15 protein-coding genes are annotated in these 14895 nt (G+C 33.9%); 11 read left to right on the forward strand and 4 right to left on the reverse strand.

Annotated features, from left to right (window positions below; translation table 11 throughout):
• A partial coding sequence (locus SFT90_03050) for a PfkB family carbohydrate kinase (protein ID MDX1949464.1) occupies positions 1–497 on the reverse strand: 497 nt, incomplete at its 3' end.
• Between the two features lie 76 nt (positions 498–573).
• On the opposite strand from SFT90_03050, the gene SFT90_03055 reads away from it, so the two are divergent.
• Genes SFT90_03055 through SFT90_03070 form a run of 4 tightly spaced genes read left to right on the forward strand, consistent with a single transcriptional unit; the run spans position 574 to position 5683 of the window.
• Positions 574–1107 (forward strand): MerR family transcriptional regulator, encoded by a 534-nt coding sequence (locus SFT90_03055; protein ID MDX1949465.1) that lies wholly within the window; start codon positions 574–576, stop codon positions 1105–1107.
• Positions 1108–1125: 18 nt separating this feature from the next.
• Positions 1126–1518: a response regulator gene (locus SFT90_03060; GenBank protein ID MDX1949466.1), complete on the forward strand. Its 393-nt coding sequence runs from the start codon at positions 1126–1128 to the stop codon at positions 1516–1518.
• Positions 1515–2888 (forward strand): PleD family two-component system response regulator, encoded by a 1374-nt coding sequence (locus SFT90_03065; protein MDX1949467.1) that lies wholly within the window; start codon positions 1515–1517, stop codon positions 2886–2888. Before SFT90_03060 ends, SFT90_03065 begins: the two co-directional genes overlap by 4 nt.
• Positions 2885–5683 (forward strand): AsmA-like C-terminal region-containing protein, encoded by a 2799-nt coding sequence (locus SFT90_03070; protein ID MDX1949468.1) that lies wholly within the window; start codon positions 2885–2887, stop codon positions 5681–5683. The genes SFT90_03065 and SFT90_03070 overlap by 4 nt, the downstream gene beginning before the upstream one ends.
• Before the next feature lie 7 nt (positions 5684–5690).
• Here SFT90_03070 and SFT90_03075 read toward each other — a convergent pair whose 3' ends face one another.
• Complete coding sequence (locus SFT90_03075; GenBank protein MDX1949469.1) at positions 5691–7190, reverse strand: hypothetical protein; 1500 nt, start codon at positions 7188–7190, stop codon at positions 5691–5693.
• Between the two features lie 331 nt (positions 7191–7521).
• On the opposite strand from SFT90_03075, the gene nrdR reads away from it, so the two are divergent.
• Entirely contained in the window at positions 7522–7995 is a 474-nt protein-coding gene (gene nrdR, locus SFT90_03080; GenBank protein ID MDX1949470.1) for a transcriptional regulator NrdR, read from the forward strand.
• Here nrdR and SFT90_03085 read toward each other — a convergent pair.
• A complete protein-coding gene (locus SFT90_03085) occupies positions 7990–8811 on the reverse strand; it encodes a TIGR00282 family metallophosphoesterase (protein ID MDX1949471.1) in 822 nt (273 codons plus the stop codon). The two genes, nrdR and SFT90_03085, sit on opposite strands and share 6 nt — an antisense overlap.
• Positions 8812–9036: 225 nt before the next feature.
• Entirely contained in the window at positions 9037–9519 is a 483-nt protein-coding gene (locus tag SFT90_03090; protein ID MDX1949472.1) for a hypothetical protein, read from the reverse strand.
• Between the two features lie 246 nt (positions 9520–9765).
• Here SFT90_03090 and nuoG point away from each other — a divergent pair, with 246 nt between their 5' ends.
• The 6 genes from nuoG to SFT90_03120 all read left to right on the forward strand — a co-directional run.
• Positions 9766–11847 (forward strand): NADH-quinone oxidoreductase subunit NuoG, encoded by a 2082-nt coding sequence (gene nuoG / locus SFT90_03095; protein MDX1949473.1) that lies wholly within the window; start codon positions 9766–9768, stop codon positions 11845–11847.
• An 82-nt stretch (positions 11848–11929) separates the two neighbouring features.
• Entirely contained in the window at positions 11930–12808 is an 879-nt protein-coding gene (locus SFT90_03100) for a site-specific DNA-methyltransferase (protein MDX1949474.1), read from the forward strand.
• Complete coding sequence (locus SFT90_03105) at positions 12805–13329, forward strand: PD-(D/E)XK nuclease superfamily protein (GenBank protein ID MDX1949475.1); 525 nt, start codon at positions 12805–12807, stop codon at positions 13327–13329. The genes SFT90_03100 and SFT90_03105 overlap by 4 nt, the downstream gene beginning before the upstream one ends.
• Positions 13330–13364: 35 nt before the next feature.
• Positions 13365–14363: an NADH-quinone oxidoreductase subunit NuoH gene (gene nuoH / locus SFT90_03110; protein MDX1949476.1), complete on the forward strand. Its 999-nt coding sequence runs from the start codon at positions 13365–13367 to the stop codon at positions 14361–14363.
• Complete coding sequence (locus SFT90_03115; protein ID MDX1949477.1) at positions 14357–14650, forward strand: nucleotidyltransferase domain-containing protein; 294 nt, start codon at positions 14357–14359, stop codon at positions 14648–14650. The genes nuoH and SFT90_03115 overlap by 7 nt, the downstream gene beginning before the upstream one ends.
• On the forward strand, positions 14637–14895 hold a 259-nt coding region (locus tag SFT90_03120; protein ID MDX1949478.1), incomplete at its 3' end, for a nucleotidyltransferase substrate binding protein. The genes SFT90_03115 and SFT90_03120, both read left to right, overlap by 14 nt.

Genomic DNA, 14895 nt, shown 5'->3' on the forward strand with positions numbered 1-14895 from the left:
CCTTCAAAAAAGAGCATTTCTGCTGATGATATAATTTCTTCAGTAATATCTTCCTCTGAAATTATAACATCAAAATCAAGATAAGTTGCCATTGTTCTTTCAACTTTTTTTCTGCCAGAAGGCAAATCTTCTTCGGTAACAAAAATCACGCATTTTGAAGTGGAACGCCCTTCTTTTGAGGCTTCCAGAGGAAAACTCACCCCAACCTTTTCAATATCTTTTTTGAAAACCCTGCCTAAATAATCATCTTTAACTTTGCCCAAAAAAGCAACTTTACCGCCAAGAATCGCAAAGCCAGAACAAGTATTTCCAGCAGAACCGCCTGAACACTCAGTTGCAACACCTAGTTTTTGATAAAGTGAAATTGCAGTTTCATAATCAACTAACTTCATTGAACCTTTATCAAGATTATTTTTTTCAATAAATTCTTCATCAGTATATGCAAGCACATCAACAATTGCACTGCCAAGCCCTAATAATTTGAATTTCCTTTCCATAATAAAAAATATTTTTTTGTTATTGATATAATTTTCTTGATACAATACTATTAGAAATAATTTTTTTAATAAAAATATGCAAGCAGCATTAAAATATTCAGAACCTATAGAAAAAGCTGAAGTGATTGAATTTCCAACCCCATCTTCACATCAATTCAAAACAATTGGTGAAGTATCTTCTGAACTTGGTGTTCCACCTTATGTTCTTAGATTTTGGGAGAGTAAATTTTTCATTCTTAAACCTCATAAGAGAAAGGGTGGACATAGATATTATAGCCCCAAAGAAGTTGAGAAAATCAAACAAATCAAAACCCTTCTTTATGATGAAGGCTTCACAATTAAAGGTGCAAAAAAATATTTAAGAGAGAATAAAAAAATGTATTTTTCTAAAAACCAGCAAAATTTATTTGAGGATAATACTGATATTACTCAGCCAACTCAAAAAACTGAAAATAATATTGTTAAACCAAATTTTTCTACTTCTGAAAATATTGAGGCAAAACCTCAAACTGATAGCGTAAATTTACCACCAAAAGAAAAATTAGATCCTAAGGTTGTGGAATCCTTCATCAACCAGCTTGAATCTGTAAAAGAGTTGCTTAATTTCTAGTTTGTAATATAACTTAGAATGCAAGCAAAACTTTCTATAATGTCTGCTAAAAAGAAAATACTCATTGTTGAGGATAATGAACTAAACCTCAAATTATTTGCGGATTTGTTAGAAGCAAATAATTTTGATGTTGTTCAAAGTAGGGACGGCAAAAATATTGAAGATTTATGCAATCAATCAAGCCCTTCTTTAATAATAATGGATATTCAATTACCGAATATTTCTGGCTTGGATTTAATCCAAAGGCTTAAGATTAATGAAACCCTTAAAGAAATTCCAATAATCGCAGTTACTGCTTTCGCAATGGAAGAAGACAAGCAAAATATTTTATCTTCTGGCTGTGAAGAATATCTCTCCAAACCAATTTCAATTTCTAAATTTTTAGAAGTAATAAATAAACATTCCCTATGACTGGTAAAATCCTTGTTGTTGATGATTTAGAGCCAAATCTAAGGCTTTTAGAGGCAAAGCTTAAAGCTGAATACTATACGGTTTTCACCGCTAATAATGGCTTTGATGCAATTTCTATAGCTAAACAAAAAGAACCAGACATTATTCTGCTAGATGTGATGATGCCAAAAATCGATGGTTTTGAAGTTTGCAAAAGGCTTAAAGCTGATGATCAAACCGCTGGAATTCCAGTAGTTATGGTAACCGCACTTACTGAACAAGAAGATAGAATAAAGGGCTTAGAAGCAGGCGCTGATGATTTTATTACTAAGCCTATTGATGAATTTCATTTATTCGCACGCGTTAGATCTCTAATTAGAATAAAAGAACTTTTCGATGAATTAAGGCTTAGAGATAAAACTGCTGAAAATTTTGGCGCGGTTACAAAATATTTTTCCTCTCGCACGGAAGATTTAGCCTCAACGATTGTAGTAATTGATGACGATGTTTTCAAGCTTAGAAAAATCAAGGAGAGGCTTGAGAAAGAAGGGCATAAAATAATTATCTTCAACCCTGATCAGCCGGTTGAAAATCTCTATAATTTTGATTTCGACTTAGTAATTGTTAGCACAATGCTTGATCAAAAAAATGGTCTAAGAATTTCAGTTGAGATTAAAGGAATGGAAAATAAAAGGCGTGTTCCAGTTATTATAATGGTTGATGAGGATAACAAAGAAATGATGATAAAAGGCCTGCAGGTTGGCATTGATGATTATATTCTAGAGCCACTTGATATTAACGAACTTGTTGCCAGAACAAAAACTTTACTCAAAAGAAAGAAATGTCAGGATTATTTGCGAGTTGGCATTGAAGATAGTATTTCCGCTTCAGTGGTTGATCAGCTCACAAAATTATATAATAGAAGATATTTAGAAAAACATTTAAGCACAATTTTTAAGGAAACAATTGAGAAAAAAGATCAACTAGTTCTTCTAACTATTGACATTGATAACTTCAAGCAAATCAATGATAAACCGGGTTGGGGGCATTCTATCGGCGATGAAGTTTTAAGAGAAGTTGCAGCCAGAATTAAAAGTTGCGTTAGGGATACTGATCTTGCAGTTCGTCATGGAGGGGAGGAATTTATTGTAGTTCTTACCAATACAAATTTTGAGACGGGCAAAAAAGTTGCTGAGAGAATTAGAAAATCTATTGCAGATGAACCAGTAAAAATTTCTGCAGAGCCCGGCTTTGTAAATTGCACCGTTAGCATTGGAGATTCCGCAACAAGACAAGATGGTGATTCGCCTGAAGATTTAATCAATCGTTCAGATGAAATGCTTTATAAAGCTAAAACAACTGGCAAAAATAAAGTGGTTGCTGAAAAATGAGTATTTTTAGAACACAATTTTTTGCTAATTTTATTTCCTCACTTGCAAGGCTTAGATATAAATTATCGCTTGGCTATTCCTTCGTTAATAAAATCTTTCTGATTGGCTTGGTTTTAGTGGGTTTGGGCTGGTATAATTTTGATAATTTAGCAAGTTTAATCATCACAGAAAATTCAATCAAAAACGGCTTTGCAAAATCTATCAATGAAACTTTTGGCAAAAATTCTGCTATAAATGGTGAGATAAAATTTGTTACAAAACCTCAGCCATACTTAACAATAAAAAACATTGAAGTTGAATCTAATATAAAATCTTATCATAAAAATTTCGTAGAAATTCAGGAGTTTTCAACCAAACCAAATTTACTATCTTTGCTAGTTGGAAGAATTAATTATGATGAGATTTTTCTAAAGAATGTAAAAATTTATATCAATTCTGATAAGGCAAAAAATCAAGATTTATATCAAACTTTGATTAAAGAATTTTCAGCAGAAAAATCTTATTTTAACAAAAAAATAAACTTCAAAAATCTTGAGTTTTTTTTTATTAAAGAGGGCAGTGAGGCTAACTCTCGTGAGAAAATTGTTAGATCAGTTTCTTTCAATGAATTAGTTCTTGATCCTACAAATAAAGAGTTTGTAATTAAGGGCTTAATTCATTCAGAAAAATTTGGTGAGGATTATATTTTTAATGTAAATTTTAGAGATGGGTTGGGGCAAGAATCAGATATTTCAGCAAAAGTTTATTCAAATGATACTGAAATTAATTTTTTAGGTGCAATTAATAGTTCAAAAAATTTTAACCTTAAGGGCAATATTTCTGGAAAAATTTCAGCTTTTTCTTTCAAGTTTTTCGGGCTTCTTGGGTTCTCAAGTGATATTTTAGATGCAATCCAAATTAATGAAGTTGCAGAAATTAAAGCTGAAATTGATGGCAATAATAAAAGCTTTAATATCAAAAATTTCAATGCGAAAAGTGATATTTTAGATTTAGATTTTAATTGCGAAATTTCTATCGCTGAAAAGCTAAATATTAACTCAAAAATTGAGATATTAAGCCTTGATTGGAAGAATCTTTTTAAGTCTCGTAAAGATCAAATTTCAATAAGAAAAATTGAAGATTTTGAAAAAGATTTTAACAAAAGATTAAACAAATTTTTCTTATTTTCCTTAGGTGATGATATCAATTTCACTCTAGATTTCCTCATTGATAAAATTAATTTTTTTGAAGATAAAACTGGCTTTTTGAAAGCAAATATCTCCTTCATTGATAAAATTTTTAAGGTAACAAATTTTGATGCAAATTTACCGGGTGAGACTATCCTAAAATTTCTTGCTGATATTAAAGTTGATAAGCCAAGCAGAACAATGGCGGGTAATATTGGATTTGCGATATATGGTAAAAAACTTGATGAATTATCACTTGCAACTGGTATTATTTCAAATCTTAAAAACAGCCCAGATTTAGGCGAGTTTTTTATGCAAGCTAAAGGTGTTCTTGAAGGCAAAAAAATACATTTTAGAGAAGTTATTTCTAAAATTAATGATAATAAATTTGCAGGGCAAATTCTTATTGATTACTCAACAAGCCTGCAAGCTTTAGCTGCTTTCAACTTTGATAGGCTTGAGCTTGATAGATACATTATCCAAGAAAATGCGGAGGAAAATTATCAAAGTTCTTTTTCAGAAAAGGTGGACTTTTTAAGATTTTTAGATTCCGTATTTGATGAATTTAAGATTTCAATTAAATCATCAAACATTACAAAATCCGGTGAAAATCTGCGGGATTTTCAGCTTGTTGCAAATATCAAACCGGGGATTACTGAGCTTAAAAAATTATATTTTAAGAGCTTCAAATATGGTGAATTTGTTGCGTTTGGAAACATTGACATAAAAGATTTTCAGCCGATTATTGATGCATCAATTAGGGTGCAACGCCTTGATTATGATTATATAAAATATGATGGTCTAAATGCTAAAAATGATTTTTATAATTTTGATGGTAAATTTGAAGACAGGCCTATAAGTTTTGCTGATTTAGGCTATGTGCAGGGCAAAGTAAAACTTGCTATTGATAAATTAAAATATGAGCATTTTAACCTTGATAGCTTCAGGTTAAACCTTGATATGAAGGGTAATAAGGTTGATATTTTAGATTCAAAATTTGAGCTTTATAACTCGCAATTCACTTTCTCTGGCTGGCTTACAACGGAATATCCTTCTTTTGCGATTTCATTTGTTACAACTAATCTTGATGCATCACAATTTTTAAGAAATGTTTTTGGCATAAACCAAATTTATGGCAAATTTAATGTTTCTGCCACTATTGCCTCAACTGGCTATAACTTGAAGCAGTTAATTAAAGATGCAAAAGGCAGGGCGGAAATTGGCACCAATGGGTTTAAGGTTACTGGCTTTAATTTGTCAGGGCTTGCAAGTGGCATTGTGCAAGCCAAAAAAATTGAGGATACAAAAACCATTGCAAATGAATATCTAAATTCAGGTGAGACAATTTTTGGCGGAATTCAAACCTCTATTGGCTTAAATGATGGTGAGATTTTACTAAATAAAATTGCCCTTGAAGCAAAATCATCTGACGCTAAAGGTGAGGCAAATGGAAGTTTGGATTTGCTTAATTGGCAGAATAATTTTAGCAGTTCTTTTACCCTCAAAAGCCTTGATGGCATAACGCTAAATTTAGTATCCAACACTCGCGGTAAAATCGGCAAAGCAGAAATCTCTTGGAATGAAGATGCCTTCCCTAAATATTGGGAAGAAAGATTTTATGGTAGGTAGTGCTGGTTTAGGCTCTTCTATACTGGAATGCATCATTTACCATTTTTTCTGATTTTATTTTAGATTCATTTTTGATTACTGAAAATTCTTTATTTTGTTCAATCACATAAGCTAAAGCCAAACCATTATATATAACTTCACAAGCTTTTTCATTTAATGCATCACCATTGGTATGGCAAAGCCTTACCCCAACATGATTAGCATCAAGATTAAACATTTCTCCGCTTCTACTAGTTATTGAAGCCCTAGGTTCAGTTGGTAAACCATCTAATATAGATAAAAACTTTTTCAAATCTTCTCCAGACTCTATTGAATCCTTTCCCATAACATCAACAAAACTATATTGCCCACCGAATAAAACTTTTTTATCACTAAATTTTTTTCCTTTTAACTGATCTAAAAACAAATTAACATACATACCAGAATTATGATCTAAAGTGACTAATTCACCTGTAAAGCCTAAAGACTCCATAGAACCCCTAAGCATATTCATTAAATGAGCTTGATTTTTTAGATATGGCTCCGCTGTATTCTTAGCAATTTCCCAATTATGTAATGCAGAAAGAACTGGATCAGCTTGCCCCCCTTTCCAAGATTCAAATGCTAATTGATTAAATTCTCTTATAACGCCAGAGAAAAATAATTTAGCTTGTTCCTCAACTAACTGAGGAATTGAAAGTCTATAATTAACATTATCTTGTAGCATTAAATTAATAACATCTTGTCTATGACTTGCTATTACTCCACAAGTTCCTGGATCCCCCCCTATTTTAGAAACTGAATGAGAGTAAAATGAATTCCTTGCTACATCTTCGCTAACATATCTAGGAGTTAAAACTTCTGGGTGTGCTGAAATAAAATAATAAGGAAAGTCAAAATATGCTGGTATATCAGAATGCGTATTTAAAAAATCCGCCTTAATCTTTGTATTCTCAGGTGAAGCAATCATTGAATATGGATTTTGGCTTCCATCTTGTATTAAAATTGTTTTATCTTTATATGGTGCAAAAGCTTGATTGTAGGCATCAACTGAATCTAAGCAGAAAGAATTATCTCTACTGCCACTTAAATTAACTGTGTTAAATCCCATTCCTCTTAACTCTGCGTTTTGAGCACTATAGATAGATTGCAAAGAAACTATTGTATCTTTTTTTGGATATAATTTTCTCAAAGCTTGATAAATATTGCTATAACCTTCTGTTGAGCCTGTAAAAATTAACGCATTTTCAGCTGAAAATGGAGGAAAGAAATTAGATTGCGAAGTATGATCATGATTCATACCAAGTGAAATACAAAAATTTAAAAATCTTGCACCTGATCCTCTCGCTTCCATACTTCCGCCAGCTGGAATGTAAGCGTTTTCTGGCCCACTGGTGTCTCTTGCCACATCATAAGCTTGTTTTATAAGAGAGTGCTTACCAACTCTTGGGTGTCCTGTCCCTTCGTCAATTATTGGTTGACCTTTTAACCTTCTATATTCTTGTATGCCCAACGAAATATCTTCCATAAATCACCTGTTGTTTTTATGTTACATTAGTTAAAATTAAGGTTAATTGTCAAGAAGTCTTTGAAAAATTTTTTAATAAGATTATTCATATTAAGAATTTTCGGAATTGTTTACAATCCATAGATTTAAGCTCCTTAATCACAAATTTCACCCAACACTTGTTGCGGGGTTAATGGTTGAAGGTGTTTTAAAACCTAAGTTTTGAGCGTTTTTTATAGTTAACCCCGCAACAAGTGCGGGGTGACACCATAGGAAAAAAACAGAGAAAATTTAGTAAATCCAAGATTATTAAACATTCCTTGCAATTTCAACAATTTAACTAGTCGCTTATATGCGTTGTCCATTTTGTGGTTTTCACGATACTCAGGTTAAAGATTCCAGATCTTCTGAAGATGGAAGCTCCATTCGTCGCAGAAGATACTGCCCCAAATGTGATTCTCGCTTCACCACCTTTGAAAGAGTGCAACTCCGAGAGTTAATGGTTGTCAAAAGAAATGGCGAGAAGAAGATTTTTGATAGAGATAAAATCACTCGCTCAATCCAGCTTTCCACCAGAAAACGCCCTGTTACTGAAGCCCAAGTTGAAGCAATCGTTGATAAAATCGTTACCAAGTTTGAAAAATCTGGCGATAGTGAAATCTCCTCAAGCAAAATTGGCTCAGAAGTTATGCGAGAACTTTCAAAACTTGATAAAGTTGCGTATATCCGCTTCGCCTCAGTTTATAAGGATTTCAGCAACGCTGGTGATTTTGAAGATTTCGTTGATAACATCAAAAGCAAAGATTTCTCCAAGAAGGATTTATAAAACCGGCATATGAGTTCTAAGCCTGCCACCAACTCTCAGATAATCAGCCTTTGTTGCTAAGCCAGTTTTTTCATCTAACTCCGCTACAAAACCACATAAAGTGCCATCGCTTTCAGCCGGTTGCATTTTTTGTTCACCGCGAATTTTATTCAAAAAATTCGGCACAGAAATATCTTTTCTAAAACCAATTACTGAATCATAATCTCCGCACATTCCAGTATCAGTTTGGTAAGCTGTGCCTTTGGGCAAAACTTGAACATCAGATGTTGGAATATGTGTATGAGAGCCACAAACCGCAGAAACTTTACCATCAAGATATTGAGCCATCGCCATCTTTTCTGAAGTTGCCTCGCCGTGTAAATCAACAAAAATGTAATTTACATCTTTGCCAAGTTGATATTTCGTAAGAAGATTTGTTATCGCTTCAAACGGGCAGTTAACTTGAAACCTCATAAATAATTGGCACATTAAATGTACTACCAAAATTTTTTTATTATCCTGCACCGAATATAAATTAAAACCTTTGCCAGGCAGTTGCGAAGGCATATTGAGCGGGCGGAGCATCTCATAACGATTGCCGATAAAGAATTTTGTTTCTTTTTGATCAAAAGTGTGATCACCGCAAGTTACAACATTTGCACCTTGAGAAATAAACCCGTCAATAATCTTTTCATTAACACCAAAGCCATTGGCGGCGTTTTCACCATTTACGATGCAAAAATCAATCTGCAATTCTTTTTTGAGGCGATATAAATGGTTAGCCACAACATCTCTGCCAGATTTTCCAACCACATCACCTAAGAATAATAAACGCATTATAAACCTTGATATTGATAAAATTACTTTTGATTTTCTTCTAATTGTCAGCCCGCACTTGGTTAGAGGGGTTAATTAAAAAAAATTATTCTCAATTCATACCCGCGAAAGCGGGTATCAATCAATGTTGTTCTAGATTCCCGCTTTCGCGGGAATGAAAAATTCTGTGACTATTAAATTAAGCGCCTTAACCTCTATAACCAAGTGCGGGGTGACAATTGCTGATTAAGGCGGTATATTTGTAACATTTAATTTTTCATTTTCAAGCTCGGCGGTGATTTCATCAAGAATTTGCTTATCAATCAATTCTTCTGGCCAATCAAATTTAGTGAAATCAACCTCATTGGGCTTGATTAAACCTTTCTCAAGTTTGGCGAGAATAATGGCTTTTTCGGCCTCTTTAATATCGTCTAAATCAAGTTCATCTGAGATTTTTTGCGGAGGAATTTTCTCTGCAGGGAAAATTTCATCAGGATTTTCTGATAAAATTTCCTCCTCTTTTTCTATGATTTTAAGAAGCGAACTAGAAAGCTTGTTAATGATGTTAGCAGAATTGCTAGTATTTTTGAGATAGTCAAATTCCTCATCATTATGATTATTTTGCGAAACATATTCCTCCAGATTGCTGAAAATAGCAGAGATTATCTTGCGAGATTTTCGCAAAATTTCTTCATGCTCATTGCGGGTTTGTATATATTTTTGTTTCATAAAAAAGGTTCTAGGTGTTAGGTTCTAGGTGTTAGGAGGTATAGAGTAAAGCCCTAGAACCCAGAAACTAACGCCTAGCACCTAATTCAATTATGGAACGAAAAAATATAATACGGAAGGGGGTGTGATGAAGATAACAATATTTTTATTTAGTGAATACTTACTAGAAAAACCAAACACTTGCAACTTGCACTAATAAATTTTTTCTTTATAAGCACAAAAATAATGTAAAAATTATTTTAAGAAGTGCCTAAAGTTTCAGTCAACGGAAGCGAAATAGAAATTGAAAGCGGAATGACCGTTCTGCAAGCCTGCGAAAAGGCTGGTGAGGAAATACCTCGTTTTTGCTATCACGAAAGATTAAAAATCGCTGGAAATTGTAGAATGTGCCTTGTTGAAGTGCAGCCTGGTCCACCAAAGCCTGCGGCTTCCTGTGCTATGCCTGCAAGTGAAGGAATGAAGATTTTCACGAATACCCCAATGGTTAAAAAGGCTCGTGAAGGCGTGATGGAGTTTTTACTTGCTAACCACCCTCTTGATTGCCCAATTTGTGATCAAGCAGGGGAGTGTGATTTGCAAGATCAATCAATGGCTTATGGCAAAGCAGAAAGCCGATATGAAGAGGAAAAGCGAGCGGTAAAAGATAAATATATGGGGCCGATTGTTAAAACCCATATGACAAGATGTATACACTGCACTCGTTGTATTCGCTTTATGACAGATGTTGCGGGCGTGCCAGAGCTTGGTGCAACTGGTCGTGGTGAACATATGGAAGTTGGCACTTACATTGAAAAAGGCTTAAGTTCAGAACTTTCAGGAAATATTATTGATTTATGCCCAGTTGGTGCTTTAACCTCTAAGCCATACGCTTATAAAGCTCGCCCTTGGGAATTAAAGAAAACTGAAACTATTGATGTGCTTGATGCAGTTGGCTCAAACATTAGGGTTGATACAAGGGGCAATGAAGTGCTTCGCGTTCTGCCTCGCTTGAATGAAGAAATTAACGAGGAATGGATTTCTGATAAAACTCGCTATGCGTTTGAGGGTTTGAAATATCAAAGGTTAGATAAGCCCTATATTCGTAAAATGGGAAGGCTTCAACCAGCAAGTTGGGAAGAAGCTTACACGCTCATCTCACAAATCTTAAAACAAACTAACCCTGAAAGAATTGGTGCAATTGCTGGTGATTTAGTTGATGTTGAATCAATGTTCGCACTGAAATATATGCTGGATAATCTGGGCGTTAGAAATTATGATTGCCGTCAAGATGGTGCAAATTATAACGCAAATAATCGAGCATCTTACTTATTCAACACTACTATTGAAGGTCTGGAAAAAGCTGATTTAGTGCTTCTTGTTGGCTCAAACCCTAGATATGAAGCGCCGCTTGTAAATGCAAGAATCAGGAAGGTTTACACTAACAAAAAAATCCCAATTGCAGTTATTGGTGGTGAGGTTGATTTATCTTATCCGCATCAAAATTTAGGTGCTGATCCAAAAATTTTAGAGGATATTTTGGCTGGAAATCACATTTTCTGTGAAAAATTAGCGAATGCAAAAAACCCTGTGATAATCCTTGGGAATGCAATCTATAAAAGGGGTGACGCTGAGGCGATTTTATCTCTAGCGGTTAAAATTTCTGAGAAATATAATATCATTCGTGATGATTGGAATGGCTTGAATGCGTTGCAGAGAGCGGCTGGCAGAGCTGGCGGTTTAGAAATTGGTTTTGTGCCACAAAATAATGGCAAAGATGTCTATTCAATGATTCATTCTGCAAAATCTGGCGATATTGAAGTGCTGATTTTACACGGGGCAGACGAAATTGATGTTCGTGGTTTGGATAAACCTTTCGTGGTTTATATCGGCCATCATGGGGATGCTGGGGCTTCCGTAGCTGATGTTATTCTGCCAAGTGCAGCTTACACTGAGAAAAATGCGATATATGTAAATTTAGAAGGCAGACCTCAAAAAACAAGGTTAGCAACTTTCCCAGTGGGTGAGGCGAAGCAAGATTTTATTATAATTTCAGAGCTTTCAACAAAATTAGGTTTAGAGAATTTTTCAACGCTAGATGAAATTAGAAAAGAGCTTGAAAATATTTCTACGACTTTCAAAAATATTGATAATATAATCCCAGCAAAATGGCCTGCGAGTAGCGATATGCCAGCCGGAAGATTATCAAAAGTTGCGATTGAAGCGGATTTCTTCAATTTTTATTTTACTGATCCAATTTCTCGTGTTTCAAAAACAATGATTGCGTGCAATCAAGAATTTGGTGAAGAAAAGGGTTTTAATAAAAAATCCCTGTTAGGAGCAAGGTTTTAGGGGTGAATTGTTAGTGGTGAGTTATGAGATGTGAGTAAAACTCACATCTCATAACTCATATCTCAAAACTTATAACTTAATAATGAACATTGGACAAATACAGAGCTGCGTGATGACCCTGCCGAAGCGTATGCCGAAAGTTGATTCTAATGTTGTAAAAAATGAAGAAAAACCTTACTATTACAAAGATGAAAATTTTTGCTTGTATCTAGGTGATTGTTTAGAGGTTATGAGTAGATTTCCTGACAATTATGTGGATATGATATTTGCTGATCCGCCTTACATGCTTTCTAATAATGGCTTTACTTGTCAAGCTGGCAAGATGGTTAGTGTGAATAAGGGAAACTGGGATAAAAGTAAAGGGTTTGAAGAAGATCTTAAATTTCACGAGGCTTGGATAAATGAATGCAAAAGAATATTAAAACCGCAAGGAACAATTTGGATTAGTGGAACTTACCACTCAATTTATCAATGCGGGTTTTTACTTCAAAAAACTGGATTTCATATTCTAAATGATATTTCTTGGTTTAAGCCAAATGCTTCGCCTAATTTAAGTTGCAGGTTTTTTACTGCAAGTCACGAAACAATTATTTGGGCTAGAAAAGATAAAAAAGCTAAGCATACCTTCAATTATGAAACGATGAAAGAGGGAACTTGGAAAGAAGATTTCATAAAAAAACCTGGGCTTCAAATGCGATCTGTTTGGTCAATTTACCCGCCAAAAAATGAAGAGAAAGAATTTGGAAAGCACCCTACTCAAAAGCCAATGGAGCTTCTAAAAAGAATCGTTTTAGCTTCAACCAATGAAGGCGATATTGTTCTTGATCCATTTAATGGCAGTGGAACAACCGGTTTAGCAAGCAAGATTTATAACAGAAAATATATTGGTATAGAGTTAGATTCCAAATATGCAGATCTTACAATAAAAAGGCTTGGTAAGCTAAGTGAGAGGCTGGTATGAAAAAGGGCGGTATAGGCGGTGCAAATACTAAAACAGGCTTGGTTTTTGAAGGAGAAACAGATTTATCAACTTTTCTTAATAACCAAAGAAATTATAAAGTAGAAAATGAAAATGTTTTCTATAAGAATCAATTAGTAGGAAAAATTTATAAAAAACATAATTTTTATAATTTTTTCTTAAAAGAGTTAGGTATTGACTGGAAAAATATAATTTCTAAAAAGATACTTCCTGATGATTCTATATTTGTTATTATAAAAAACACTCTATTTATTATTGAGTGTAAATTTCAACAGGTTGAAGGATCGGTTGATGAAAAATTACAAACTTGCGATTTTAAGAAGAAGCAATATAAAAAATTACTTTCAAGAGCAAATATTGAAGTGGAATATATGTATTTACTAAGTGACTGGTTTAAGAATGCAAAGTATCAAGATGTTCTTGATTACATTATAAATGTTGGTTGTCACTATTATTTTGAATATATTCCATTAGAAAAATTGGGGTTACCATTTCCTGAATAGTTATGCTAAACATTGAACAAATACAGAATTGCGTGATGACCCTGCCAGAGTGCTTGCCACCTTTGTGGATATTGCTTCGCGTTTTGTTGATTATTGTGCCGTTATTGCTTTGCGTTGCTTATTTAACTTTGGCTGAAAGAAAAGTTATTGCTGCAATGCAACTTCGCAAAGGCCCTAATGTGGTTGGGCCTTTTGGGCTTCTTCAACCGCTTGTTGATGGCGTAAAATTATTCCTAAAAGAAACTATAATCCCCGCTAAAGCTAACAAAGTTTTATTCATTTTAGCACCAATGCTAACTTTCATTTTAGCTATGATTGGCTGGGCGGTAATTCCAGTAACAGAAGGGTTTGCCTTGGCTGATATCAATGTTGGCGTTTTATATTTATTCGCAATTTCTTCACTTGGTGTTTATGGAATTATAATTGCAGGCTGGGCTTCAAACTCTCAATATTCCTTTCTTGGAGCAATTCGCTCATCAGCTCAGATGGTTTCATATGAGGTTTCACTTGGGCTAATTGTAATAACCGCACTTTTATTCGCAGGCTCAATGAATCTAACCGATATTGTTCTTAGTTTTGCTGAAAGAACTTGGTATGAACATTTGTTATTATTACCAATGATTGTGATGTTTTTTATTTCAACTTTGGCTGAGACAAATCGCCACCCTTTTGACTTGCCTGAAGCTGAGGCCGAGCTTGTGGCAGGTTTTAATGTGGAATATTCCTCAATGACATTCGCATTATTTTTCTTAGGTGAATATGCAAATATGATTTTAATGTGCGGTATGACAACAATTTTATTCTTAGGTGGTTGGTTGCCGGTTATTGATGTTCCTGCCTTAAGTTTTATCCCTGGTTTTGTATGGTTTGCATTAAAAGTTTGCTTTTTGCTATTCTGTTTTATATGGGTGCGTGCAGCATTACCAAGATATAGATATGACCAATTAATGAGACTCGGCTGGAAAATCTTCCTGCCAGTTTCCCTAATTTGGGTGGTTTTAGTTTCTGGTTATTTAGTTTTTTATAAATGGTAATTCAGGATTATATTCAAGAGCTTGCAAGCTTACTGTCTGCTAATAAAGCAGTAGAAAAACTATATTTGTTTGGCTCAAGGGCTAATGGAACTGCAAGAGAATTTTCAGATATTGATATTGCTATTTCCTGCCCAAAAGCTACACTTGAAGATTGGAAATATTATGAAAATATATTAGATAATCCGCCAACCTTAAACTCTATAGATTTGGTTGATTACGATAGTGTTGATAAATCTTTAAGAAAAAAAATAAACCAAGAAGGTTTGGTTTTATATGAAAAAAAGTAGATATTTAGAGTTTTTAGATAATTTTGGTAAAGCAGTTATTGAGCTGGAAAATGCGGTTTCAATATATCCTGAAGCCAGCAAGCTAGAAATTAATGGAACTATTCAAGTTTTTGAATTTACTTTTGAGTTAGCTTGGAAAACTCTAAAAAAATATTTTGAGCTTACAAAAAATGAGGAAGTGCCATTCGCTGTTGATGCTTTTATTTTTGCTTATAAAGAGCGTTTGATACCTAATCAAAAAATAT

Source organism: Rickettsiales bacterium, assembly GCA_033762595.1.
GTDB lineage: Bacteria > Pseudomonadota > Alphaproteobacteria > Rickettsiales > UBA8987 > JANPLD01.